We start from the raw sequence: 25,121 nt of genomic DNA, 5'->3' as shown, positions 1-25,121 counted from the left end.
AAAAAGAAAAAAGGAACCGCCGGTCATGAGGACCGGCGGTGAAGTTGCGGGGCAAACGGGGAGTTTCGCCCCGGCGCGACTGAAAAACTCAATCGTTCCGCGCCGGATCACGTTATGCAACGATGCTGTCCGGCCAATAAAAAACCGGCCATCAGGCCGGTTGTGATTCAAACGATGCGGCGTTGCCGGCAACGAATTCCTTGATCTTCTGCAAAACAAATTCGCGAGAGCTGTTTTCACGGGTACGGAACAGCACTTCGCGATCCTGAATGACCAGGCCCATATAGACCGGATCGTTATGACCTTCCTTGATCAATTTCAGGGCGCGGAGGGTATGCCCGAAATCATCGGTGCTTTGATAGATGGTGCGCATCTTTCTCCAACCAGCATTTGTGTCGGGTGACAATGTAAGACCAATCGACCAAGGCTTTATGACAGCTGTTTTTTTCCAGCCGATGACAGCTTTATGATGGTTTGAAGACAGTTTTGCCCATCAACCAGAAAATTTCATGGGCAGGGCGGTCAAAAAGCTGCTGGTTTTATTTGGAAGGCCTGTTAAAAATAAAACGTCATCAAGGCCGGTTTCGGGCATTGACATGCGCCATGACGGTGTTTAAGAAAGGCGTCGTTCCGCAGGGAACACCAAAGACATACAGGGCAAATGGCCGAGTGGCTGAAGGCGCTCCCCTGCTAAGGGAGTATAGGGTGACAAGCCCTATCGAGGGTTCGAATCCCTCTTTGCCCGCCATTGATCAAAGCACCCCAAAAGGGTGCTTTTTTCTTTTTCCCGATGGCAGAAAACCCCAATCAAAATCGTTATTCTGTTGTGCGGATCTCGTAATCGGGTCCGCAATCAATATCTTTTGATAAACGAAGTGCCACAGTGATTGAGGGTGAAATGTCTGAACAGCGCCATATTCCGGGATTTGCCACGATTGTATTGCTTGCAATGACTGCGATCCTCTTGCCGGTTTCGATGGCCCAATCACACACGGCAGCCGGTCTGCATCTGCATGAACTTGTCGAAATCGCACAGAGTGGCGGCGTTTTCTCGGACGCAGAACGTCAAATCATTCGCGAAGTGCTTGATATCGCAACCGGCGATGACAGCGATCGCAACACTGGTTCCAAAGGTGGCAAAGGTGATAAAGGAAAAGGCAACAAGGGTCTTCCGCCAGGTATTGCGATGAAGCTTGAGCGCGGCGGTACCTTGCCGCCGGGCATTGCAAAGCGTGATTTGCCAGCGAACCTTGCATCAAAATTGCCAAATCGCACGGATGGCGCAGTCCGCCAGATTATCGGTGATGACGTGGTTCTGATTGAGCGGGGAACCAACCTTATTCTTGATATTATCCGCGACGTGGCACGTAACCGGTAGGTCGTCAAATCAGAAAAAAAAACGCGGCGAATAATATCGCCGCGCATGTCGTTTTAGCCTTGTTGATCCGGGATCAGATCAATCAGGTGAAGGCATTGAAGGTAATGATGGTCTGGGTGTCCTTGATGTTGGGCAGCTTGTGGATCTGCTCATTCACATAGCGCCCGATATCCTGTTCGTCTTCGACATAGACCTTGACCAGAAGTTCAAACGGGCCGGAGATCGAATAGACTTCCGACACACCTTCGACTTCTTCCACAAGGTCTGCGGCCACGTCATAGGCTTTGCCAAGTTCACATTTTACGAAAATGAAGAACGGATGCATCGGAACGGCTCCAGTTTGAATTTGAATTTCAGACAAGCTACCCGGCTTGGACCGACCTTGCAATCACCTAGCAGCGATCACACGGGCATCCCCAAAACGGACAGCCCCTAAAGAGATGTTTTGCGTGCCTGCGCAGCCCGGCTTGAAACCGCGTCCTGTGTCAGGTTCCAGACCGTCGTGCCGTCGGTTTCCGCAGTCAGGCTTGCCATGGCAAGACCCGACGCAATCGCGGCGTCAAAGCTGTTGCCCGGTTTGGCATAGGATGCCAGAAAACCGGAATAGAAGGCGTCACCCGCACCATTCACATCACGCACCCGGGTCGGAAGCGGCGACCAGAAAGACGTTTCAAGTCCGGTTGAGGAAACAACGCCGGTCGCGCCAAGGGTGATAATAACATCGGGGACACCTTTGCCCCGCAAAAGTTCAATGGCGGTTTTGGCCTGGCTTTTGTCGTTGATTTCAATGCCGGTCAGAATTTGTGCTTCGGCGCGGTTGGTAATCAACAGATCAAGCTTGCCCAGCACATCCTTGAAGCGCACCGCCTTGCTTGGGGAAACAGTGGCAGCACACATCTTTGCCGTGCCCTTGTTTTCAGCCAGCCAGGCAATGGTTTGCGCAGGCAGGTTGGCATCAATCAACCACCATGGCCATGCCTGAAAATTCGAAAGATGCGGGGCCAGACGGTCAATCGTCAGAAGGTCATACACCTCGGCATCCATCATGCCCATCGCGAGTTCACCGGTTTCATCGAGAACCGCGGTGTAGCCCGCTGTATGCTTGCCTTCGAGCTTGATCATCCGTCGCGTATCGATGCCAAGATCGGCAAGGGCTGCGATAACCTGTTCACCATCACCGTCATCACCAACCGCGCCAAGCATCGCAACATTGTTGCCAAGCAATCGCAAATGAACGGCGATGTTGCGGGCAACGCCACCGGGCTTGCGATGCAGGGTGCGAACCGGGTTCGACGCAGCCGGAATATAGTGGCCGGTACATTGCAGGGTACGGTCAAAATGAGCCGCGCCAAAGCAAAGGATATTGGCAGTCGGAGTGATCACGTTATGTCGCTCTTTGTGTGGGCATGTCACGATTGCTGACTGTCATAAGCTGCGACAGGTTGCCAAGGCAAGAGAAACAAAAAGGGCGACCCGTGTCGGCCGCCCTTTGCTTTGACGATGTGTATTCCCGATCAGATGAAGCGGATTACTTCATGATGATGCGGTCTTTGGCCATCGGGGTCATTGGCGAATTCATCCCGATATAGTCGGCAACAGCCTGTTCAAGGTTCGGGCCGAAGTCATAAACATCGGTGGCATTGTCACGGAACAGGGCATAACCATCGCCGCCATTGCGCATGAAGTCATTGGAAACAACGCCGTATGTCTTGTTCATGTCAATCGGAACGAAGGTGTCGCCTTCGGCGACCATGACATTTGAAACACGTGACCCGACTGGCTGCGACAGGTCGAGATCAAATTTAAGACCGGCCACCTGCGGGAACTGGCCTTTATCCTCGTCAACTTTGGAAACGCCGTGTTCAAGGGATGCAACAACGTCCTTGCCCGACAGCTTGAATGTTGCCAGCGCATTCTGGAACGGCAAAACGGTCAGCACTTCGCCCATGGTGACAGTGCCTTCATCGATGCTGGCGCGGATACCGCCCCCATTCTGAATGGCGATCTGATAACCGTCACCGGCCTTCCAAAGCATGGCGTCCGCCACAAGGGACCCCATTGAACATTCCATATGGCGGCATGTTTCACGCGACCCGTCCGCAGCCGTGGTAAAGCTGCCGACTTCGATGTTGCGAACGGCATCGACCTTCTGGCTGGCCTCGGCAATGACTGCCAGAACGTCTTCAGCGGGCTTGACGCTGGCATCAAGGGCGATCGGGTTGCCGGACCAGGCGGTCGCAACACCGTTATCGTCAAAGGTTACATTCAACTCGCCAAGATAGCGGCTATAGGCATAGGCCTGCACGACCAGAACAGGTTTGCCGTCCGGTGCGGTTTCAACAACCGGGTAGGGGTAGTTGGCCTTTTCATCGGTGTTTGAAAACAGCTGGTTGTCGTGACCGCCAACAATGACGTCAATGCCACTGACAGCGCGTGCGAGTTCAAAATCCTTGTAGGATCCCGAATGGCTCATGACGATGATTTTATTGACACCTTTAAGGCGCAGGCGCGCAACGGAATAGCGCAGGGCCATTTCGGAATCGGTGATGGCGACCTTGTCACCCGGGCTTGAGATATCCGGTGTTTCTTCGGTCGTGATGCCGATCAGGCCGATTTTTTCGCCGCCAAGTTCGACAATGGTATCGGGTGCGATTTCATCTTTGAGGCTGGATGCCGCGGTCGGGTGGACGTTGGCCGACAGCACCGGAATTTTGCTGGCTTTGATGAAGGCTTCGAGAACTTCGGGGCCGTCATCAAATTCGTGGTTGCCGATGGTCATGGCGTCATAGCCGGCCATTTCCATCAGTTGTGCGGTCAGTTTGCCTTTGTAGGTCGAATAGTAAAGTGATCCCTGAAACTGGTCGCCGCCATCAAGGGCCAGCACATTGCCGCCCTGGGCCTTGGCATCGCGGATGGCCGTGGCAAGACGGGCATATCCGCCAAAGCATTTGCCTTCGGCATCGTCTTCGGCCTTACAGGTATTGTTGTATTTGGTTACCGATTCAACGCGATCATGGACGTCGTTGGTGTGAAGAATGCGCAAGTCGTAATCCGCCAATGCGCTTCCTGCACCAAGGGTCAGCATGGTGCAGGCCGACAGCAACCCTGCAATCTTGTATTTCATTACTATTCTCCAGCAAATAGGCACCTTTCCTGTCCCTCACGGGAAAGGGTGCTACGACAGATCAAAGATATCGGGAGTAAAGCGTTCCCCAACACGGGATGGTAGCACCAAATTCATAGGGACGGTATGCCCGGTTGATTACGGCGCTGTGAAAGTTTGATCATCGCGCAATGTGAATGGCCCCAAATATCACCGTTTTGTAGAATCGGGCGGACCGCAAATCGGGTAGGGGAAGGCGATTTTGCAAAAAATTCACAGTCGGGATTATTAAGACTGGCAAGAAAATATATCGCGCAGAAATTCGCCAGACGAATTGGCGGTTGGATCATAAAACTAAGGGAAACCCCGCAGAAACCGGATTGAGGGGTTGATTTGGTTCCGTCGAATTTTGACCGGCTGGACAGCTTTTGTCTTTCCCTTGCATGGTCTGCTATTTACAGGGCACTATATTTTGTAGTTACCATACGCGTTCGCACCATAAACATGCGGACAGCTAAGGTTGAGGGACCGTAGTCGTCCCGATATGGTGTGATCATGTGTTTTCGATGAGGGAGTTCCCCCGGTTAAGGGCACCGGCGGGAAGAATAATCAGAATTCAAGCAATGAAGGGCATCGGAATGAAAAAGCTTCTGACCTCGGTGGTCGCGGCTGTCGCCTGCTATGCGGGCGTCGCTTCGGCTGCAGAAATCAAACCGGCAGTGGTCTATGACCTGGGTGGCCGTTTTGACCGTTCGTTTAACCAGGGCGCATATAACGGCGCAGAAAAATACAAAGAAGACACCGGTACCGAGTATCGTGACTTCGAAATCCAGAACGATTCCCAGCGCGAACAGGCAATGCGGAACTTTGCACGTCGCGGCATGAACCCGATCGTTGCTATTGGTTTCTCGCAGGCATCCGCGCTTGAAAAAGTTGCCAAAGAATTCCCGGACACCAAGTTCACCATCGTTGACATGGTTGTCGATCTTCCGAACGTTCAGTCCGTCGTATTCAAGGAACATGAAGGTTCGTTCCTGGTTGGTGTTCTTGCCGCAATGGCATCTGAAACCCACAAGGTCGGCTTTGTTGGCGGTATGGACATTCCGCTGATCCGCAAATTTGCCTGCGGTTATGTTCAGGGCGTCAAATACGCCGATCCGAGCGCAGAAGTTTTCCAGAACATGACCGGCACCACCGGTGCGGCCTGGAACGACCCGGTAAAGGGTGGCGAACTGGCCAAGTCGCAGTTTGACCGTGGCGCTGATGTTGTTTACCACGCTGCTGGTGGTACGGGCGTTGGTGTTCTTCAGGCGGCTGCTGATGCCGGTAAACTGGGTATTGGCGTTGACTCCAACCAGAATGCCCTGCATCCGGGTTCGGTTCTGACATCGATGCTCAAGCGCGTTGACGTTGCTGTTTACGAAGCATTCGCTGCTGCGGCCGGTGACAACTGGCAGCCGGGTCTGACCATTCTGGGTCTGGCCGAAGGTGGTGTTGACTGGGCTCTTGATGAAAACAACGAGAAGCTCATTACCGCTGAAATGAAAGATGCCGTTGCCAAGGCGAAGGAAGCAATCACTTCCGGCAGCCTTGAAGTTCATGACTACATGAGCGACAGCGCCTGCCCGCAATAAGGCAGTCTTGAAGCAAACCGGGGATTTGTAGTGTCGGATACGATGCATCAAATGCACGGCACCGGGGAAACCGGTGCCGTGCAACCCGCTATTGAACTGCGTGGCATTGACAAGCGGTTCGGAGCGGTACACGCGAACAAGGAAATCGATCTTAAGGTCGATAAAGGAACGATCCACGGTATCGTGGGTGAGAATGGCGCAGGCAAATCGACCCTGATGAGCATTCTGTACGGCTTTTATCAGGCCGATGCGGGAACCATCCATGTCGACGGCAAATTGTGCGATATCAAAGGTTCCGAAGACGCAATCGCCGCAGGGATTGGCATGGTCCACCAGCATTTCATGCTGGTTGAGACATTTTCGGTTCTTGAAAACGTAATTCTCGGTGTTGAAGGTGGTGCAGTTCTGCGCGACGGTGTTGACCGTGCCCGCGAAGAACTTCAACGTCTTGAGCGTGAATATTCGCTCGACATTGACCCGGACGCCATTGTCGGCGATCTGTCGGTCGGTCTTCAGCAGCGTGTCGAAATTCTCAAGGCCCTGTTCCGCGGGGCCGAAATCCTGATTTTGGACGAACCGACAGGGGTTCTGACACCGCAAGAAGCAGATCATCTGTTCCGTATTCTTGAAACCCTCAAAGAGCAGGGCAAGACGGTTGTTCTGATTACGCACAAGCTGCGTGAAATCATGGCTGCAACGGACAATGTTTCCGTCATGCGCCAGGGGGCGATGGTTGCCCATCGCAAAACTGCTGATACCAGTCCGGAAGAACTTTCCGAATTAATGGTCGGTCGCAAGGTGTTGCTGCGTCTGGAAAAAGAACAGGCTCAGCCCAAAGATACCGTTCTTAAAGTCGAAAACCTTTGCGTGGACAATGCCCAGGGCGTGCGCAAGGTCAAGAATGCCAGCTTTGACATTCGTGCGGGTGAAATCGTCGGCATTGCCGGGGTTTCCGGCAATGGTCAGAGCGAGCTGCTTGAAGCACTTGGCGGCATTCGTGCGGCCAGCGAAGGCGTTGTTGAACTTAACGGTCAGGATGTCACGCCGGGCAAGGGTGTTGATGCCGCCGAGTTGCGCCGTCGCGGTGTGGCACATGTGCCCGAAGACCGCCATCGCATGGCAATGGTAACCGCGTTTTCCGCCAAAGAAGCAGCCATTTTGGGCTATGAGGATGATCCGGCCTATCAGAAGGGTGTGTTCCTTGACTGGCATGCGATTTCCGATGCGACCGCAAAGATGATGTCGGAATTTGACGTGCGCCCGGATAATCCGGATCTCAAGGCTGCCAATTTTTCCGGTGGTAACCAGCAGAAGCTTGTTCTGGCGCGTGAAATCATGCGCGACCCGGAATTGCTTTTGGTTGGGCAGCCGACCCGTGGTGTCGATATCGGGGCCATCGAATTCATCCATAAACGAATTGTCGCCATGCGGGACGCGGGCAAAGCCGTTCTGCTGGTGTCCGTGGAGCTTGACGAAATCATGTCGCTTGCCGACCGTATTCTGGTGATGTGCGATGGCGCGATCATCGGCGAAGTTGCTGCTTCTGATGCGAATGAACGGGTGCTTGGCCTTATGATGGCCGGTGTTGATCCGAGCGAAGCCAAAGCCGTGGAGGGGCAGTCATGAGTACGACCGTCCAGTTGCCGCGTTGGATTGATGTGGGGGCATTGCCGCTCCTCAACCTTTTGTTGGCGCTTGTTGTTTCTGGTCTTGTGGTTCTGGCGATTGGCGAGAACCCGGCAGAAGTGGTGGAAATCCTGCTTTATGGCGCGTTCGGCTATGAAGAAGCATGGGGTTACACCCTTTATTACACCACGAACTTTATCTTTACCGGGCTTGCCTTTGCGGTCGCATTCCATTGCGGGTTGTTCAATATCGGTGCCGAAGGCCAGGCCTATGTCGGTGGTCTTGGGGTGACACTTGCCGCCCTGTATCTTGATTTCCTGCCTTTTCCGATCATGCTTGTGGTCGGAATGCTTGCAGCGATGATCTTTGGTGCGGCCTGGGCTTATATCCCGGCCTATTTGCAGGCCCGCCGCGGATCGCACATCGTGATCACCACGATCATGTTCAACTTCATTGCATCTTCACTGATGGTGTATTTGCTGGTGAATGTGTTGCGTCCCGAAGGATCAATGACCCCGGAAAGCGAACAGATCGCCGAAAATCTGCGTTTGCCCTTCATCCATGACATTGCAGGCGCGCTCGGCATCGAGATGGCGTCAAGCCCGCTTAACCTGTCGTTCGTTTATGCGATTTTGGCCAGCGTTATGGTCTGGCTGTTCATCTGGCATACCCGGTGGGGATATGCGATCAGAACGGTGGGTGCCAATGCGGTTGCTGCGACCTATGCCGGGATTGAGCCGGGCCGGTTTATCATTATTGCGATGATGATTTCAGGCGCACTTGCATCCTTTATGGCGCTAAACGAGATCATGGGGGTTCAGCACCGTCTGCTGATCGACTTTACCGCCGGTTACGGTTTTGTCGGGATTGCTGTGGCGCTGATGGGGCGCAACCATCCGTTCGGTATTTTCCTGGCCGCGTTGCTGTTTGGCATGCTGTATCAGGGCGGGGCAGAGCTTTCGTTTGAAATTCCAACCATTTCCAATGACATGGTGGTGGTTATTCAGGGCCTGGTGATCCTGTTTACCGGGGCGATGGAACATATGTTCCGTCCGCGCGTGACCAAGATGTACACCGCGTGGCGCTTACGCCGTGACGCCCAGGAGGCCGTGTGATGGAAAATTTCGAACTCGTCATTCTGTTGCTTGATGCGACGCTTCGTACATCAACACCCCTTATCCTTGCGGCACTTGCCGGCATGTTTTCCGAACGTTCGGGCACCATCAATCTGGCCCTTGAAGGCATGATGCTTGGCGGGGCGTTCTCGGCGGCGGCTGTGGCCTTTTACATGGATGATCCGTGGATTGGTCTTCTGGCCGCCATTGCGACCACGATCGGGTTGTCATTGCTTCATGGATTTGCCTGTATCACCCATAAGGGCAACCAGGTCGTATCAGGCATGGCGATCAATATCCTGATGTCGGGTTTGACGGCATTGGTCGGGATTGCCCTGTTTGCACAAGGCGGCAAAACGCCGGCACTTGACAAAGCAGCCCGTTTTCAGCCGATCACCTTGCCCGGTGCCGAGGCTGTCAAGGATGTTCCGATCATCGGTCCGATCTATTTCGAACTTCTGAGCGGGCATAACATTCTGGTCTATATCGCGTTTCTTGCCGTGCCGGCAGCATGGTGGGTGATGTATCGCACGCGATTTGGTCTGCGTCTGCGGGCGGTCGGGGAAAATCCGGGTGCGGTAGATACAGCAGGTATCGGCGTGGTGGCCATGCGCTATCGTGCAGTGATTTGCAGCGGTGTGCTTGTCGGCATGTCGGGGGCGTATCTTTCGACCGCGCAGGGGGCATCATTCCTTCAGGACATGACAGCAGGCAAAGGCTATATCGCGCTTGCTGCCATGGTGTTTGGCAAGTGGCGGCCGTTCCCGGCACTTGCGGCCTGTTTGCTGTTTGGTTTCCTTGATGCGGCAGCAACCCGGTTGCAGGGTGTTGTTCTTCCGGTGATTGGCGAAGTCCCGGTTCAGCTTGTGCAGGCGTTGCCCTATGTGCTGACGGTGATTTTGCTGGCCGGCTTTATCGGACGGGCCATTCCGCCCAAGGCGCTTGGCCGTCCGTATGTGAAGGAACGCTAAGTCTGATCCGGTCCGGTTGCGCAACATAGGCGTCCGGACCGGACTTTCTTGCGATTTCCGCTGCAAGAATATTAATCATGACTACATGTCAACCGATGCTGTCCCGTTCGGGGCGGTGTGGAATTTCAAACAGGATTACGTAAATGGGCGAGATGAAAAAGGCACCGCGCGATCTGATTGACGCTGCATTGGCGGCGCGCGACAAGGCCTATGCGCCTTATTCAAAATTTCATGTCGGTGCCGCATTGCGTACAGCCGAGGGAAAAGTCATTGCCGGCTGCAATGTTGAAAATGCAGCCTATCCCGAAGGCGTCTGTGCCGAAGCCGGGGCGATTTCGGCAATGGTCTTGGCTGGCGAAACCAAATTCGACGAGATCGTGGTTGTTGGTCTTGGTGATGTTGCCTGCACACCTTGTGGTGGCTGCCGTCAGAAAATTCGCGAATTTACCGGTTCTGATGCGACGATCTTTATCATCAATGATGCCGGTGAAACGCTGTTGACCTTGTCGCGTGAAGAACTGATTCCACATTCCTTTGGTCCGGAGAACCTCAAATGAGCAACGTAAAAGCTGCATTGGACGTGATCGCCGCAAAGGCACCCGGCTTCAAGGCCGAGGTGGCATTGGTACTTGGAAGTGGTCTTGGCGGGGTTGTTGATGCCGTCAGCGAAGCAATCCGCATTTCCTATGAAGATTTGCCCGGTTTTCCGCGCCCGACCGTTGTCGGACATGGCGGGACGCTGGTGCTTGGCCGGATTGGTGGTGTTTCGGTCGCGGTGATGCAGGGACGGGCGCATTATTACGAACATGGTCGTTCCGATTTGATGGCAGAACCGCTTGAAACCATGCGGGAACTGGGGGCAGAGCGCCTTATTCTGACCAATGCCGCCGGATCGTTGCTGCCCGAAGCCGTTCCGGGAAGTCTGATGCTGATTACCGATCATATCAGCCTGTTTGGGCCGAACCCGCTGATTGGCTATCACGGGAATGACCGCTTTGTCGGCATGGATGTGCCTTATGATCCGGAAATCGGTTCGGGTCTTCATGACACGGCGGCCAAACTGGGGATCAAGCTGTTTGAAGGGACCTATTGCTGGTGCACGGGGCCAAGCTTTGAAACCCCGGCTGAAATCCGCGCGCTCAAGACCCTTGGGGCGGATGCGGTCGGGATGTCGACCGTTCCGGAAAACATTCTTGCGCGTCGCCTTGGCTTCAAGGTTGCGGCAATTTCAAATATCACAAACCTTGCCGCGGGCATGAGCGCAACACCGCTGAGCCACGAGCAGACACTTGAAATGTCCAAAACAGGATCTGCCAATCTTATCAAGATCTTGCTTCAATATTTTTCAGGTGCTGCCTAAACGCGGCCAAGACCGGAAAACGGTCTGAGACAGTAACGACAAGCGCGCAGGAGACAGCAGATGCTGCCGCAGGAAATTATTCGCCGCAAACGCGAAGGCGAAGTTCTTACAGACGCAGAAATTGCCTTTTTCGTCAAAGGCATCACCGATGACAGCATTAGCGAGGGACAGGTTGCCGCCCTTGCCATGGCTGTGTTTTTCAATGGCATGACCATGGACGAACGTGCCGCACTTACCCGCAACATGCGTGACAGTGGCACCGTCCTTGACTGGAAGGCGCTCGGACTTGACGGGCCGGTGGTTGACAAACATTCGACCGGTGGGGTCGGTGACAAGGTCAGCCTGATGCTGGGACCGATTGTCGGGGCATGTGGTGCATTTGTTCCGATGATTTCGGGACGTGGACTTGGCCACACGGGCGGGACACTTGATAAATTTGATTCCATCCCCGGATACCGCACGACGCCGACCCTTGAAGAATTCGCCAAAGTTACCCGTGACGTCGGGTGTGCGATCATTGGTCAGACGTCGGATCTTGCACCGGCCGATAAACGTTTTTATGGCATCCGCGACGTAACGGCGACGGTCGAAAGCATTCCGCTGATTACGGCATCCATCCTGTCAAAGAAACTGGCCGCCGGGCTTGATTCCCTGGTGATGGATGTGAAGTTCGGGTCGGGTGCGTTCATGAATGAATATGATCGCGCGCGTGAACTGGCACAAAGCATCACCGAAGTCGCCACCCGCAATGGCGTTCCGACAGTCGCCCTGTTGACTGATATGGAACAGGTATTGGGCGATACGGTCGGCAATGCTCTTGAAATGGTTGAGGCGATCGATTTCCTGACCGGCAAGCATCAGGAACAGCGTGTCTATGATGTGACCATGGCGCTGGCGGCCGAAATGCTGGCGGTCAGTGGTGTTGCCACCGATGTGTCCGAAGGTCTGCGTCAGGCGACAGACGCGCTTGAAAGCGGCAAGGCGGCCGAGGTCTTTGGCAAAATGGTTGCCAGCCTGGGCGGTCCGAACGACTTTGTCGAAAAACATGCCAACTATCTTGAAGCGGCCCCGATGACCAATGCCGTCACCGCGGCCAAGACCGGTCGTGTTTTGGCGATGGATGCCCGCAAGGTTGGCCTGGCACTTGTCGCGCTTAAGGGCGGGCGGACGCGTGCCGATCAGAAGATTGATTTCGCCGTCGGCTTTACCGATTTCATCAAGGTCGGCCAGCCGGTTTCAGCAGAAACGCCCCTGTGTGTCGCGCATACCCGTGATCAGGCGCAACTGGACGAGGCGACCGCATTGCTGCGTGAAGCCATCGTGATTGGCGATGGTGACGTTGCCCCGACCGGGTCGGAACCCGCGGTGCGCGAACGCATTGTGGCCAGCCTTAAGGGCTAAAACATCAGCGCATGATCTGTGAAAAAGGAAAGCCGGGGATTACCCCGGCTTTTTTTATTGTGTTGCAGATGCCTTGATCATGGCGGCGGCCTTTTCCGCGATCATGATGGTTGGCGAATTTGTGTTGCCTGACACAATGGTCGGCATGATTGACGCATCGGCAATGCGCAAACCGTCAAGACCGCGCAGTCGCAATTCCGGATCAACAACCGATGCCGGATCCGCCCCCATCCGACATGTACCCACCGGATGGAAAATGGTCGTTCCGATATCACCGGCCGCACGTATCAGGTCTTCTTCGCTATCATAGGCGGGGCCGGGTTTGAATTCTTCGGGGGCATAGGGTGACAGTGCCGGCTGGCTTGCAATTTTGCGCGTCAGACGGATGGAATCTGCGGCAACCTTTTTATCGGCATCCGCGGACAGGTAATTTGGCGCAATGGCAGGTTGCTCGGTGTGATCCGGGCTGGTGATATGGATGCTGCCCCGGCTTTGCGGGCGAAGATTGCAGACACTGGCAGTAAAGGCCGGGAACGGGTGAACCGGTTCGCCGAATTTCTCAAGCGACAGCGGCTGCACATGATATTGCAAATTGGGCGTTTCAAACGAGGCGTCAGACCGGGTAAAAATGCCCAGCTGGCTTGGCGCCATCGACATCGGGCCGGACTGATTGAACAGATATTCCAGCGCGATGCTTGCCTTGCCAAACAGGCTGCTGGCCTTTTCATTCAGGGTTCGAATGCCGCTTACCTTGAATGCACAGCGCAGTTGCAGGTGATCCTGAAGGTTTTCACCGACCTGCGGGCTGTCGACAGCCTGTTCAATGCCATATTGCTGAAGAATGTCACCACGCCCGATCCCGGAAAGTTCAAGAATTTGCGGGGATCCGACAGAGCCGGCAGACAGAACGGTTTCGCGATTGGCATAGACCGTTTCGATGTTGCCGCCGCGTTCATATTCAACACCGGTGACACGTCCATCAGCAATGATCAGCCGACGGACATGGGCGTTGGTGCGGACTTCAAGATTTTTACGATCAAGGGCAGGGCGCAAAAACGCCTTTGATGTGTTCCAGCGAATACCGCGTTTCTGGTTCACATCGAAATAGGATGATCCTTCGTTGGTACCACGATTGAAGTCGGGAACCTTGGGAATGCCAGCCTGTTCGGCGGCATCCTGAAAGGCTTCGAGGATTTCCCAGCGTACGCGGGCCTGTTCGACCCGCCATTCGCCGCCTTCGCCGTGCAATTCGTCCGCGCCACGGTAATAATCTTCGGATTTCTTGAAAAAGGGCAGCACATCGTCCCAGCCCCAATTTGAACAACCCGATTGGCGCCACTGGTCATAATCATTGGCCTGACCGCGCATATAGATCATGCCATTGATCGATGAACAGCCGCCCAGAACCTTGCCACGCGGATAGCCAAGTGATCGGCCATTCAGCCCCGGTTCGCGGACGGTGTTGAAGCACCAGTCCACGTTCGGATTGCCAATGCAGTAAAGGTAACCGACCGGGATGTGAATCCAGGGATTGCGATCCTTGCCGCCAGCTTCAAGCAACAGGATGTTTGCATCAGCCATCTCCGAAAGACGGTTTGCCAATGTGCACCCGGCCGATCCTGCACCGATAATGATGTAGTCGAATTTTTGCTCCATGCGCCTGATACTCTATTTGGGGGATTTCAGGCCCAGCTTTACAGCCAGGTTTGACGCATTAAATTCGCCGACAATCCCGCGACGGAACAATAATACGCAGACGATGAAAATAAGGCCGGTCAGAACGGTGACCGGGAAGCCAGTCGTCGAGAGGTAGTTTTGGACCGTGACCACAAAGGCCGCGCCAAAAATCGGGCCAAATATGGTACCAATTCCACCCAGCAATGTCATAAGGATCACTTCACCCGACATCTGCCAGGCAACATCGGTCAAGGTGGCAAACTGGAAAACCAATGCCTTAAGACCACCAGCCAGACCGGCAAGTGCAGCAGACATTACAAAGGCACCCAGTTTGTAAAGATTGACCGAATAACCAAGCGAAATTGCACGATTTTCATTTTCCCGAATGGAACGAAGTATCATGCCAAACGGGGAATGAACGATCCGCCAGACGGCAAAAACACCAAGAACGAAGACGCCAAGAACAAAGAAATACATGTTCAGGGGCTCGTTAAGATCGATGAAGCCAAGCAGATGTCCGCGCGGAACCCCTTGAAGCCCGTCTTCACCTTTGGTGAATTCAGCCTGAAGGCAGAAGAAGAAGAACATTTGCGACAATGCCAGGGTGATCATGGCGAAATAGATACCTTGGCGGCGAATTGCGAAGAATCCGATCACCAGACCCATGACAGCGGCACCGGCCACACCAAGCAGAATTCCGGCCTCCGGTGAAAATCCCCATTCCTTGACAGCATGGGCGGTGAAATAGGCGGCACCACCAAAGAAGGCGGCATGGCCAAAGGAAAGAAGCCCCGTAAAGCCCAGCAGAAGGTTAAAGGCGCTGGCAAACAGTGCAAAGCACAACACCTTCATCAGGAAAACCGGATACAACACGAAGGGCGCAAATATCAGCGCGATCAGCAGTGCGATGATAAGCGCAATCTGGACGCGGTTTGCAGTCTGATTGCGTGTTTCGGAGGTCATACTAATTTCAGTCATATCAAGCATCCCGACCAAACAGACCCGCAGGCCGGATCAACAGTACAATGGCCATGATCACAAAGATCACGATGTTGGAGGCTTCCGGATAGAATACTTTGGTCAGGCCTTCCAGAATGCCGAGCATATAACCCGTAACAATCGCCCCCATAATCGATCCCATGCCGCCGACAACAACGATGGCAAAAACCACAATAATAAGGTTTGAGCCCATCAGCGGGCTGACCTGATAGATCGGTGCCGCCATGATGCCTGCAAGTGCCGCCAGCCCGGCGCCAAGCCCGTAGGTCAGCGTCAGCAGGAACGGGACATTGATGCCGAAAGATTGCACAAGCGTCGGATTTTCGGTTGCGGCACGCAGATAAGAACCAAGCTTTGTCTTCTCGATCAACAGCCAGGTACCGATACAAACGATCAGCGAAGCAACAACGACCCAACCGCGGTAAATCGGCAAATACATGAAGCCAAGATTGACCCCGCCCGACAGCAATTCGGGTGTCTCGTAGGGTTGGCCGGATGTTCCATAGAAATAGCGGAAGCTGCCTTCTATCACCAGCGCAAGACCAAACGTAAACAGCAGACCGTACAAATGATCCAGGTTGTAGAGACGGCGCAAAGCAAACCGTTCAATGACGATCCCGGTCAAGCCAACAATCACCGGCGCCAGCAAAAGGGCAAACCAGTAATTGACGCCGACCCATGACAGCAGAAGAAAACCTGCGAAAGCGCCCATCATGTATTGGGCGCCATGCGCGAAATTGATGACACGCAAAAGGCCAAAAATAATCGCCAGCCCCAGACTGAGCATGGCATAGAACGAACCATTGATCAGGCCGATCAGAAGCTGACCGAGAAACGCCTGAATTGGAATACCAAAAATCATAATCACGGCGTCATACTCCCAGAACTTCGTGCAGGGTTTCCATTTTCGCGGGCAGTTCCGCCAAATCAAAACCGTCTGTCACTTTCCCGTGATCCATAACGTAGAAGCGGTCGGCAATCTTGCTTGCAAAACGGAAGTTCTGTTCAACGAGCAAGATGGTCATGCCACGTGCTTTTAGGGTTTGCAGCACTTCTCCGATGCGTTGAACGATTACCGGTGCGAGACCTTCGGTCGGTTCATCAAGCAGAAGCATCTTGACGCCGGTACGCAGCATGCGTGCCATGGCAAGCATCTGTTGTTCACCACCGGAAAGCTTGGTTCCCTGACTGTTACGTCTTTCCTTAAGGTTCGGGAAAAGCTGATAGATTTCCTCCACCGTCATTCCGGTATTCGAAACGACAGGGGGCAGCATAAGATTTTCCTCGACACTTAGAGTCGAGAAAATTCCCCGTTCTTCCGGGACAAAGCCAATACCCACCCGTGCAGTATGATGAAGAGGGCGGTTCATAAGGTCGGTACCGTCAAAGCTGATGGTGCCGGTACGTTTGCGCAGAATGCCGACGATTGAACGCAGGGTGGTTGTCTTACCCATACCGTTGCGCCCCAGTATCGTGACGGTTTCGCCTTCGCGGACTTCCAGATTTACACCATGCAGGATGTGACTTTCATCGTACCAGGCATTGAGATCCCGAACGGAGAGAAGAGTTTTATCAGTCATGGTCCGTCCCCATGTAGGCGATCTTGACTTGCTCGTCATTGCTTACGGTGGCGTAGTCGCCCTCTGCCAGAATTTCACCGCGTTGCAGGACGGTGATGTGGTCACACAGGTCAGACACAACATTCAGGTTATGCTCGACCATCAGGACGGCCCGCGTTTTTGCAACTTCTCTTATGAGTTCTGCGACCATTCCGACATCTTCGCCGCCCATACCGGCCATTGGTTCGTCAAGAAGGAGAACCTTCGGATCAAGTGCCAGCGTGGTCGCGATTTCAAGCACACGCTTGCGTCCATAGGACAGGTCCGCGGCAAGACTGTTGCACTGATTTTGCAAACCGACCGAGGTCAGAAGTTCCATCGCCCGATCATTTAGAACATCGAGTTTGGACAAAGGCAGCCAGAACTGCGTTGACAAATTACCCGGGCGTTGAAGGGCGACGCGTATATTTTCCAGTACCGTCAAATGAGGGAAAATTGCCGAAATCTGGAAAGATCGCACCAATCCCATGCGCGCGACGCGCGCAGGCGCGGTCTTGGTAATGTCCTGACCAAGCAGGGTGATCTTGCCGCTCGTCGGCTGCAGGAATTTTGTCAGAAGATTGAATACGGTGGTTTTGCCTGCGCCATTTGGTCCAATCAGCGCATGCACTTTGGCGTGATGAACGTCGATATTGACGTTGTTGACCGCAGTAAAGCCGCCAAAATCGCGACGAAGGTCACGAGCGGAAAGAACCACTCGTGACTTTGTCTCGTTTTGCTGGCTACCGGGTTTCGTGTGAAATTCGGTTGCCGTCATGGTCTTATTTCGATGCCAGGCTGCAACCGCTTTCGGCCGGATCGATGAAGGCCTTGTTGCCAGGAACGGTATCAAGGATGTTGTAGTAGTCCCAGTCACCCGTCATTTGGTCTGGCGATTTTACTTCCATGAGATACATGTCGTAAATCATGCGGCCGTTGGCGCCGACCTTGCCATTGTTGGCAAAAACGTCATTGACCGGCATTTCATGCAGGGCCTTGGCGACAGCTTCGGTTTCGTCAGTGCCGGTTTTATCAATGGCCTTGAGATACTGAAGAACTGCCGAATAGGTGCCAGCCTGAATCATGTTTGGCATACGACCCGTGCGGTCAAAGAAGCGTTTGCCAAATTCGCGGGTTTCGTCATTACGATCCCAATAGAAACCCTCGGTCAGGGTCAGCCCCTGGGATGCCTTGGCGCCCAGACCATGGACTTCTGCAAGCGTAAAGAGCAAGGCAGCCAGTCGCTGGCCGCTCTGTACGATACCGAATTCCGATGCCTGCTTGATCGCGTTGGCGGTATCAAGACCAGCATTGGCAAGGCCAATAACTTTTGCCCCGGATGCCTGTGCCTGAAGCAGGAAGGAAGAATAGTCGTTCGTTCCAAGAGGATGACGGACTGAACCCGATACGGTACCGCCGCTTTCTTTTACAAAGTTACCGGTCTGTTCTTCGAGTGAATAGCCAAACGCGTAATCAGCAGTAAGAAAGAACCAGCTGTCTCCACCGTTATTGACCAGTGCGCCGCCGGTGCCAACAGCAAGTGCGTGCGTGTCATATGCCCAGTGGAAACCGTATGGGGAACATTGTTCGCCTGTCAGTGCCGTTGTTGCAGCACCGGTAACGATATCGATCTTTTTCTTTTCTTTTGAAATGCCTTGCACGGCAAGTGCGACCGAAGACGTCGTCAATTCCATGATGGCATCAACTTGGTCCTGATCATACCATTGACGTGCAATGTTGGCCGCAACATCAGGCTTGTTCTGATGGTCAGCTGTAATGACTTCAACCGGCTTTCCCTGAACGGTGCCGCCGAAATCTTCAACGGCCATTTTGGCTGCTTCGAATGACCAGACACCGCCGAAGTCGGCATAGACGCCCGACTGATCATTGAGAATGCCGATTTTGACGACGTCATCTGAAATCTCGGCATGGGCGGGCAGTGCAGCGGCTGCTGCCATAATTGCAACCGATGCAATCGTGAACTTCTTCATCTAGATTCCTCCCTGATGGAATGAAGTATCCGTCGTCAAGAATGAGACAACGGACTGTAGGACGTTGTTTGACTGCACATTTTTGTTATGGGTGGGCGCAAGTGAAATGTGTCAGTCAAGTATCTGAATTATTGGTGTTTTTTGTTAGTTTGATTTGGTTATTCAGAACTTTGAATTACGATAACATTGACCAAAACACCTTCAAATATATAATTTTGGACAATGATTGTACAAAAATGAACAGGTTGGTGGATGCGTCAATTCTCCTGGGATGATTTGCAGTATTTTCTCGCAGTTGCACAAGAGGGCAAGCTGTCTGCGGCGGCGCGCCGATTGCGCACCAGCCACGTAACGGTTGCCCGGCGCATTGATCGCCTTGAAGAAGGCATCGGCGCCAAATTGTTTCAACGAAGCGGAACGGGCTATACCCTGACTTTCATGGGGGAAAAGCTGATGGAACCGGCCCGGGCGATGTCGATTGAAGCCGACAAGATGCTTGGTGTCGTCGGCGAGGGTACAATACCGCTAAGCGGGGTAATCCGGCTAAGTGTTCCGGAAGGATTCGGGAGTTTCTTCATCGCAGACAGGCTTCCGCACTTCGCGTCGCAACATCCGAACCTGACCATTGAAATGGTCAATATTCAGCAAATTGTTTCTCTGTCCCGGCGCGAAGCGGACATTTCGATTTCGCTTAATACGCCAAAGGCGGGGGCATACTATTTTGAAAAGATCTGCAGCTATATACTCTATATCTATGCATCCAAGGATTACCTGAAACAGCACGGCAAAATCGAACGAAGATCGGATTTGGCGAAGCATCCTTTTATTGGCTATATCGAAGACATGATCTTTACACCCGAACTGAACTATTTGGGTGAGATCGTCCCCGGATTGCGGCCGTCCTATCAGACGTCAAGCGTGTTTGCGCAGGCCAAGGCATGTCGTGCGGGGTACGGGTTATGTGTCCTGCCATATTATATGGGCAACATGTTTGATGATCTTGTTGCGGTGATGCCCCACAGCATTCCAATCCATCGGGACTATTTTCTGGTGTGTCACAATGACGTCATTGACGCGGCGCGTATTCGACCACTCATCGATTTTATTCGGGCTGAAACAGCAACATCGAATGACTGGTTTGCGGGTTTCCCCAGCCAATTTGTGTAACCGATTGCCCTGGACTTGAAAAATTGCGACTGAATTTGCACAACTGCGCTTGCAAGACAGGAAAATTCACCGCATTTTGATCGGTAACGAAAATTTGCCCGCCAATATGAAAATCAGAAAATATCAGGAGAGAACGGCATGGGAAAACTGGATCGGCGGCGTCGTGAGATACTCGAACTTGTGGCGTCCAACAGCTTTATGACGATTGATTCCCTTGCCGAACATTTTTCCGTAACCCCGCAAACCATCCGTCGAGACATCAACGAGATGGCCGAAGAGGGGCTGATTGCGCGTTATCACGGTGGCGCGGCAAGCGTGTCCACGACCGAGAATACGGCCTATCAGGACCGTCAGGTTCTCAACCTTGGCAGCAAACGCGAAATTGCGAAACTGGTTGCCGAACATATTCCCGAAGGTGCATCGCTCTTTATCAATATCGGCACCACCAACGAGGAAGTGGCCCATGCACTTTCGGGTCACAAAAGCCTTAAAATCATCACCAACAATCTGCATGTCGCGGAAATTTGCGCCGCCAATCAGGGGTTTGAGGTAATCATTGCCGGCGGTGTTGTGCGCCAGCGTGACTTTGGCGTGATCGGTGAGGCAACGATAGACTTCATCAACCAGTTCAAGGTCGATTACGCCATTATCGGCATTTCTGGTGTCGATGAAGACGGCAGTTTGATGGATTTCGATTATCGGGAAGTGCGGGTTGCCCGCGCGATCATTTCCAATGCGCGTCAGACATTCCTGTGTACCGATGCCTCGAAATTCGGGCGGCGCGCCATGGTGCGTCTGGGGCACCTGTCCGAAATTGATGCCCTGTTTACCGATCGTCATCCCGGGCCAATCTGGTCGGATGTGATCCGTGAAGCCGATGTGTCGGTCTATACCGCAAACTGATCAACAACCTGAAATGCGTCCGGTCTGAGCTGTGCGTGAATTGGTGTGTGGCAGGGACGGGATCAGGCGAAGATACCGTCTTCGCGTTTGCCGGTCCGCATGGTGATCGGGCCTTGCGATGAACCATCAAGCATCTGGGTCAGATGGGCGTTGTGGGCATCGTCAATGTCGTCCGTCTTGCCGGACCAATAGACTTTACCATCATGCATCATCATCAGGTTTTGATACCGGGTGCGGGCGATTTGCATATCGTTGGTGATCGAAATGACGGTTGTGCCGCGCTGTGTCGCGATCTTTGAAATCATCAGTTCGATATGGTTCGACAAAACCGGATCCAGCCCCGCCGTCGGATTGTCAAGCAGCAGAAGTTCCGGATCGGTTGAGATTGCCCGCGCTATGCCAACGCGCTTTTGCATGCCACCGGACAGATCGCTTGGTGTCAGTTCCGCACTTTCTTCGGCCAGCCCGACAAGTCCAAGCAGTTCGACAGCCCGCTCTTTGGCGGCCTTGCGGCTGAGTGTGCCCAGTTCAATCTGACGAAAACAGATATTTTCCCAGACCGTCAGGCTGTCAAACAGGGCGTTTTGCTGAAACAGCATCCCGATCTTTGCCGCCCATTTCGGACGTTCGGGGGCGTTGGTATCGCTGACATCATCCTTATCAAGGTAAATGGCACCTTCATCGGCACCATAAATGCCCACCAGGCATTTCATCAGAACACTTTTCCCGGCCGCGGACGGCCCGATAATCGCCATCGTTTCGCCCCGCGAAAGGGTCAGATCGACATTGTTGACGGCAACCACAGACCCGAAGCGTTTGGTAAGTTTTTCAACGGCAACGAAGGCCGTGCTGTCCGAATGAGAAGATGCAGCTTGGGTCATTGAAATTCCGGTTGTGATCCAGTTTGCGCAGAGTTTCGGCAATTGGCGGGCAGGGGGCAAGCATCAATTTCACAAAAATGAAAACGGCCCCGATCGGGGCCGTTTTGCATAAGGTCGTGAAGTCTGAAAATCCGCTTAGTGCGAAAGAATCTGGCTGAGGAACAGCTTGGTACGTTCGCTTTTCGGATTGTCGAAGAATTCATGTGGACCAGCCATTTCAATGATCTGGCCGGCATCCATAAAGATCACGCGATCGGCGACCTCTTTGGCAAAGCCCATTTCGTGGGTCACGCACAGCATGGTCATGCCTTCTTTTGCAAGTTCGACCATAACGTCGAGAACTTCCTTGACCATTTCTGGGTCAAGTGCCGAGGTCGGCTCATCAAACAGCATGATTTTCGGCTGCATGCAGAGCGAACGGGCAATTGCCACACGCTGCTGCTGGCCACCGGAAAGCTGACCAGGGTATTTGTGGGCCTGCTCGGCGATGCGAACACGCTCTAGATAGTGCATGGCCAGATCATTGGCTTCTTTCTTGGGCATCTTGCGAACCCAGATCGGTGCCAGTGTCAGGTTTTCAAGCACAGTCATGTGCGGGAACAGGTTGAAGTGCTGGAACACCATGCATACTTCGCGACGAACGGCTTCGATGTTTTTGACATCGTCACCCAGAAGGATGCCATCCACGGTGATTTCGCCGGTCTGATAGGTTTCCAGACGGTTCATCGTGCGGATCAGTGTCGATTTACCCGAACCCGACGGGCCACAGATAACGATACGCTCACCCTTGCGAACGGTAAGGTCAATATCCCGCAGAACGTGGAAATTGCCGTACCATTTGTTCATCTTGTTGACGACGATGACATCTTCCTCGCTCGGAGAAGGCACAGCGCCGGTAGTGGTTTCAGTTGCTACAGTCATTGTTCTTTCCTCACTCCTTACCTGCGTTCGCCTTTGCGAAGCTCTTTTTCAAGATAGGCGGAATATTTCGCCATCGAGAAACAGATCAGGAAGAAAATTGCCGCGGCGAAGGCATAACCTTCGACGTAATACTTGGTCCAGGCCGGGTCACTGCGCAGTGCCAGCTTCACGGTGCCAAGGAAGTCAAACAGGCCGATAATCACGACCAGCGTGGTATCCTTGAACATCGAGATGAAGCTGTTCACGGTTGGCGGAATAACCAGACGCAGTGCCTGCGGCAGGATGATCAGGCGCATGGACTGCCAATAGGACAGTGCAAGGCTGTCACCTGCTTCAAACTGGCCACGCGGAACGGCCTGCAAACCACCACGGAATACCTCGGCAAGGTAGGCGGCGGTAAACAGGATGATACCGATCTGTGCACGCAGCAACTTGTCGATGGTAACCCCATCGGGCAGGAACAGCGGGAACATGACCGATGCCATGAACAGAACCGTAATCAGCGGCACACCACGAATGACTTCGATATAGACCACGGACATGGTTTTGATGGCCGGCATGTGCGACTGGCGACCCAGTGCAAGAAGCAAACCGAACGGAAAGGCAAAGATCACACCGATCGATGACAGGATCAGGGTCAGCGGCAGGCCGCCCCAATAGCTGTTCTGGACATAGGTAAGACCCAGAACACCACCCCACATCAGAATGGCAATGACCGGTACACCGATCACCCACATCGGGATGATCGCCTTGCGCAGGCCGGGATACTTAACCGCGCCAAGGCTGCCGCAGATGATGCCCATCAAAATGATCATGGCCAGCAGCGGGCGCCACTGTTCATCATACGGGTAGGTGCCAAACAGGATCAGCCGCAAGTTGGCATTCACAAAGCCCCAGCAGGCACCGCTGACTTCTTTACAGCCCTCGATGGTCGGTTCCAGGGTTGCGTTGACAATGCCCCATTCAATGATCGGCGGGATCAACCACAGCAGAAAGGCGATGGCGCCAATCGTCAGGATGGAATTGAACCAGCCGTCAAACAGGTTCTTCTTCGACCAGGAAACGGCACGTTCGGCAAAGGTGCCGGTAGGAAGAGGAGGTGATTTTGCGTTATCGGACATATTACCTCTCCACCAGTGCCATTTTCTTGTTGAACCAGTTCATAAAGAGCGAGGTCAACAAGGACAAACCAAGATAGATCGACATGAAGATCGAGATGGCCTCGATCGCCTGACCTGTCTGGTTCATGGTCGTGTTGGAAACAGAAACCAGATCCGGATAACCAACCGCAACCGCAAGCGAGCTGTTTTTGGTCAGGTTCAGATACTGGTTGGTGAGCGGCGGGATCGCAACGCGCATGGATTGCGGCAGGATCACTTTGCGAAGGGCGACAGAACGCTTGATGCCAAGGCTGTCGGCCGCTTCCCACTGGCCACTCGGAACAGCCTGGATACCGGAACGGACAACCTCGGCAACATAGGTCGAGGTATAGACAGTCAGGCCGATCAGAACCGCCAGGAATTCCGGCGAAATGTTATAACCGCCACGAATGTTGAAGCCTTTGAGTTCCGGCATGCTCATTTCGGTCGGTGCACCACCTGCCAGATAGGCAAGCAAGACAAGACCGACAAAAATGCCAAGACCGGTCAGGAACATCGGGAATGGTTGCCCGGTTGCGTCCTGACGTTTCTTCGCCCAGCGTTTGATGAAGAAGATCGCAACAAGTGCGATGATCGCGGCAATTCCCATCAGGGTATAGGCCGTATCAGCCACCGGAACCGGCATATACATGCCGCGCGACGTGAAAAGCACACCCGGAAGAGGTTCCAGGGCATCACGCGGGTGGGGGAACGCCCCGGGGATCAGCGCGTACCAGAAGAACAGCTGAAGCAGGACCGGGATGTTACGGAAGGTTTCAACGTAAACCGTTGCCAGTTTCCGTACGATCCAGTTTGACGACAGGCGTGCGACGCCAAAAATCGTCCCAATGATCGTGCAAAGAACGATGCCAAGCACCGAGACCTTTACGGTGTTGAGAAGACCGACGACCAGTGCTGTCGCGTAATTGCTTTTGGCACTGTAATCAATCATGGTCTCGCTGATCTCGAAGGATGCTTCAAGATCAAGGAACCCGTAGCCGGTAGAGATGTTCTGCTGAGCGAGGTTGTACAGGGTGTTCGACACCAGGTACCAACCAGCCAGAATGATAAGACCGATCGCGACGATCTGGTAAAGCACGGCGCGAACGTTCTCGTCATTCAGGTAATCGACGAGGCTCTTGGAGCGAACATCCCCCTGGGCATTTTGAGGCTTACTCATATGACCCTCAGGTGTAGATTGTATCCAAAATCAGTAGCCACCTAACGAAAAGCTCCGCCCATGCGTTCAGGCAGTGG

Annotated in this window: 24 protein-coding genes and 1 tRNA gene; 11 read left to right on the top strand and 14 right to left on the bottom strand. The window is 53.6% G+C overall.

Translation table 11 applies throughout. The annotated features are described in order from the left end of the window. Nucleotides 1–151 precede the first annotated feature (151 nt). Nucleotides 152–373: a hypothetical protein gene (locus AUQ42_RS11425; protein WP_068519195.1), complete on the bottom strand. Its 222-nt coding sequence runs from the start codon at nucleotides 371–373 to the stop codon at nucleotides 152–154. Between the two features lie 282 nt (nucleotides 374–655). Between AUQ42_RS11425 and AUQ42_RS11420 the strand changes: the two genes are divergently transcribed. Then, nucleotides 656–748: transfer RNA gene (locus tag AUQ42_RS11420), tRNA-Ser, on the top strand. A 150-nt stretch (nucleotides 749–898) separates the two neighbouring features. After that, nucleotides 899–1,378 carry a hypothetical protein gene (locus AUQ42_RS11415; RefSeq protein WP_197460834.1) on the top strand — a complete coding sequence of 160 codons (480 nt, stop codon included), beginning with the start codon at nucleotides 899–901 and terminating at the stop codon, nucleotides 1,376–1,378. Between the two features lie 82 nt (nucleotides 1,379–1,460). Here the strand turns inward: AUQ42_RS11415 and AUQ42_RS11410 are convergent, their stop codons facing one another. From AUQ42_RS11410 to AUQ42_RS11400, 3 genes are all read right to left on the bottom strand, one after another. Beyond that, on the bottom strand, nucleotides 1,461–1,703 hold the full coding sequence (locus AUQ42_RS11410) for an Lrp/AsnC ligand binding domain-containing protein (RefSeq protein ID WP_033069566.1): 243 nt from the start codon (nucleotides 1,701–1,703) through the stop codon (nucleotides 1,461–1,463). A 107-nt stretch (nucleotides 1,704–1,810) separates the two neighbouring features. Then, nucleotides 1,811–2,761 carry a carbohydrate kinase family protein gene (locus AUQ42_RS11405; protein WP_231856746.1) on the bottom strand — a complete coding sequence of 317 codons (951 nt, stop codon included), beginning with the start codon at nucleotides 2,759–2,761 and terminating at the stop codon, nucleotides 1,811–1,813. Nucleotides 2,762–2,906: 145 nt separating this feature from the next. Then, entirely contained in the window at nucleotides 2,907–4,502 is a 1,596-nt protein-coding gene (locus tag AUQ42_RS11400; protein WP_068519194.1) for a bifunctional UDP-sugar hydrolase/5'-nucleotidase, read from the bottom strand. A gap of 617 nt (nucleotides 4,503–5,119) precedes the next feature. Here AUQ42_RS11400 and AUQ42_RS11395 point away from each other — a divergent pair. The 7 genes from AUQ42_RS11395 (at nucleotide 5,120) to deoA (ending at nucleotide 12,588) form a co-directional block, all read left to right on the top strand. Continuing rightward, nucleotides 5,120–6,115, top strand: a complete 996-nt coding sequence (locus tag AUQ42_RS11395) for a BMP family protein (RefSeq protein WP_068519222.1) — start codon at nucleotides 5,120–5,122, stop codon at nucleotides 6,113–6,115. A 51-nt stretch (nucleotides 6,116–6,166) separates the two neighbouring features. After that, complete coding sequence (locus AUQ42_RS11390; RefSeq protein WP_197460837.1) at nucleotides 6,167–7,741, top strand: ABC transporter ATP-binding protein; 1,575 nt, start codon at nucleotides 6,167–6,169, stop codon at nucleotides 7,739–7,741. Next, nucleotides 7,738–8,856, top strand: a complete 1,119-nt coding sequence (locus tag AUQ42_RS11385; protein WP_068519192.1) for an ABC transporter permease — start codon at nucleotides 7,738–7,740, stop codon at nucleotides 8,854–8,856. Before AUQ42_RS11390 ends, AUQ42_RS11385 begins: the two co-directional genes overlap by 4 nt. Beyond that, the gene (locus AUQ42_RS11380) at nucleotides 8,856–9,827 is read left to right on the top strand and encodes an ABC transporter permease (protein WP_068519191.1); all 972 of its coding nucleotides are present in this window, start codon (nucleotides 8,856–8,858) and stop codon (nucleotides 9,825–9,827) included. The genes AUQ42_RS11385 and AUQ42_RS11380 overlap by 1 nt, the downstream gene beginning before the upstream one ends. A 143-nt stretch (nucleotides 9,828–9,970) precedes the next feature. Then, complete coding sequence (locus tag AUQ42_RS11375; RefSeq protein WP_101246130.1) at nucleotides 9,971–10,384, top strand: cytidine deaminase; 414 nt, start codon at nucleotides 9,971–9,973, stop codon at nucleotides 10,382–10,384. Beyond that, nucleotides 10,381–11,187, top strand: coding sequence for a purine-nucleoside phosphorylase (locus AUQ42_RS11370; RefSeq protein WP_068519190.1), 807 nt, complete (start codon nucleotides 10,381–10,383; stop codon nucleotides 11,185–11,187). Before AUQ42_RS11375 ends, AUQ42_RS11370 begins: the two co-directional genes overlap by 4 nt. Before the next feature lie 60 nt (nucleotides 11,188–11,247). After that, nucleotides 11,248–12,588, top strand: coding sequence for a thymidine phosphorylase (deoA, locus tag AUQ42_RS11365; RefSeq protein ID WP_068519189.1), 1,341 nt, complete (start codon nucleotides 11,248–11,250; stop codon nucleotides 12,586–12,588). A gap of 54 nt (nucleotides 12,589–12,642) precedes the next feature. Here the strand turns inward: deoA and AUQ42_RS11360 are convergent, their stop codons facing one another. The 6 genes from AUQ42_RS11360 to AUQ42_RS11335 form a co-directional block, all read right to left on the bottom strand. Next, nucleotides 12,643–14,244, bottom strand: a complete 1,602-nt coding sequence (locus tag AUQ42_RS11360; protein WP_068519188.1) for a GMC family oxidoreductase — start codon at nucleotides 14,242–14,244, stop codon at nucleotides 12,643–12,645. Between the two features lie 12 nt (nucleotides 14,245–14,256). Then, nucleotides 14,257–15,228 carry a branched-chain amino acid ABC transporter permease gene (locus AUQ42_RS11355; protein ID WP_231856748.1) on the bottom strand — a complete coding sequence of 324 codons (972 nt, stop codon included), beginning with the start codon at nucleotides 15,226–15,228 and terminating at the stop codon, nucleotides 14,257–14,259. A gap of 16 nt (nucleotides 15,229–15,244) precedes the next feature. Continuing rightward, complete coding sequence (locus tag AUQ42_RS11350) at nucleotides 15,245–16,129, bottom strand: branched-chain amino acid ABC transporter permease (protein WP_206927787.1); 885 nt, start codon at nucleotides 16,127–16,129, stop codon at nucleotides 15,245–15,247. Nucleotides 16,130–16,136: 7 nt separating this feature from the next. Further along, nucleotides 16,137–16,844, bottom strand: a complete 708-nt coding sequence (locus AUQ42_RS11345; protein ID WP_068519185.1) for an ABC transporter ATP-binding protein — start codon at nucleotides 16,842–16,844, stop codon at nucleotides 16,137–16,139. Next, nucleotides 16,837–17,580 carry an ABC transporter ATP-binding protein gene (locus AUQ42_RS11340; protein WP_323133589.1) on the bottom strand — a complete coding sequence of 248 codons (744 nt, stop codon included), beginning with the start codon at nucleotides 17,578–17,580 and terminating at the stop codon, nucleotides 16,837–16,839. Before AUQ42_RS11340 ends, AUQ42_RS11345 begins: the two co-directional genes overlap by 8 nt. A gap of 64 nt (nucleotides 17,581–17,644) precedes the next feature. Continuing rightward, the gene (locus tag AUQ42_RS11335) at nucleotides 17,645–18,853 is read right to left on the bottom strand and encodes an ABC transporter substrate-binding protein (protein WP_068519183.1); all 1,209 of its coding nucleotides are present in this window, start codon (nucleotides 18,851–18,853) and stop codon (nucleotides 17,645–17,647) included. 252 nt (nucleotides 18,854–19,105) lie between these two features. Here AUQ42_RS11335 and AUQ42_RS11330 point away from each other — a divergent pair, with 252 nt between their 5' ends. Both AUQ42_RS11330 and AUQ42_RS11325 read left to right on the top strand, forming a co-directional pair. Beyond that, a complete protein-coding gene (locus AUQ42_RS11330) occupies nucleotides 19,106–20,020 on the top strand; it encodes a LysR family transcriptional regulator (RefSeq protein WP_068519182.1) in 915 nt (304 codons plus the stop codon). A gap of 138 nt (nucleotides 20,021–20,158) precedes the next feature. Continuing rightward, nucleotides 20,159–20,923: a DeoR/GlpR family DNA-binding transcription regulator gene (locus AUQ42_RS11325; RefSeq protein WP_068519181.1), complete on the top strand. Its 765-nt coding sequence runs from the start codon at nucleotides 20,159–20,161 to the stop codon at nucleotides 20,921–20,923. A 62-nt stretch (nucleotides 20,924–20,985) separates the two neighbouring features. Here the strand turns inward: AUQ42_RS11325 and AUQ42_RS11320 are convergent, their stop codons facing one another. The 4 genes from AUQ42_RS11320 to AUQ42_RS11305 form a co-directional block, all read right to left on the bottom strand. Then, nucleotides 20,986–21,804, bottom strand: a complete 819-nt coding sequence (locus AUQ42_RS11320) for an ABC transporter ATP-binding protein (protein ID WP_068519180.1) — start codon at nucleotides 21,802–21,804, stop codon at nucleotides 20,986–20,988. A gap of 135 nt (nucleotides 21,805–21,939) precedes the next feature. Continuing rightward, on the bottom strand, nucleotides 21,940–22,725 hold the full coding sequence (locus AUQ42_RS11315; protein ID WP_068519179.1) for an amino acid ABC transporter ATP-binding protein: 786 nt from the start codon (nucleotides 22,723–22,725) through the stop codon (nucleotides 21,940–21,942). Between the two features lie 17 nt (nucleotides 22,726–22,742). Then, the gene (locus AUQ42_RS11310; RefSeq protein WP_068519178.1) at nucleotides 22,743–23,846 is read right to left on the bottom strand and encodes an amino acid ABC transporter permease; all 1,104 of its coding nucleotides are present in this window, start codon (nucleotides 23,844–23,846) and stop codon (nucleotides 22,743–22,745) included. A gap of 1 nt (nucleotide 23,847) precedes the next feature. Then, the gene (locus AUQ42_RS11305; RefSeq protein ID WP_068519177.1) at nucleotides 23,848–25,044 is read right to left on the bottom strand and encodes an amino acid ABC transporter permease; all 1,197 of its coding nucleotides are present in this window, start codon (nucleotides 25,042–25,044) and stop codon (nucleotides 23,848–23,850) included. Nucleotides 25,045–25,121 lie beyond the last annotated feature (77 nt).

It is taken from the genome of Thalassospira sp. MCCC 1A02491 (assembly GCF_001613785.1).
Classification (GTDB): domain Bacteria; phylum Pseudomonadota; class Alphaproteobacteria; order Rhodospirillales; family Thalassospiraceae; genus Thalassospira; species Thalassospira povalilytica.
Note: the sequence above shows the minus strand (reverse complement) of the source record. Positions and strands in the feature narration are given on the sequence as shown.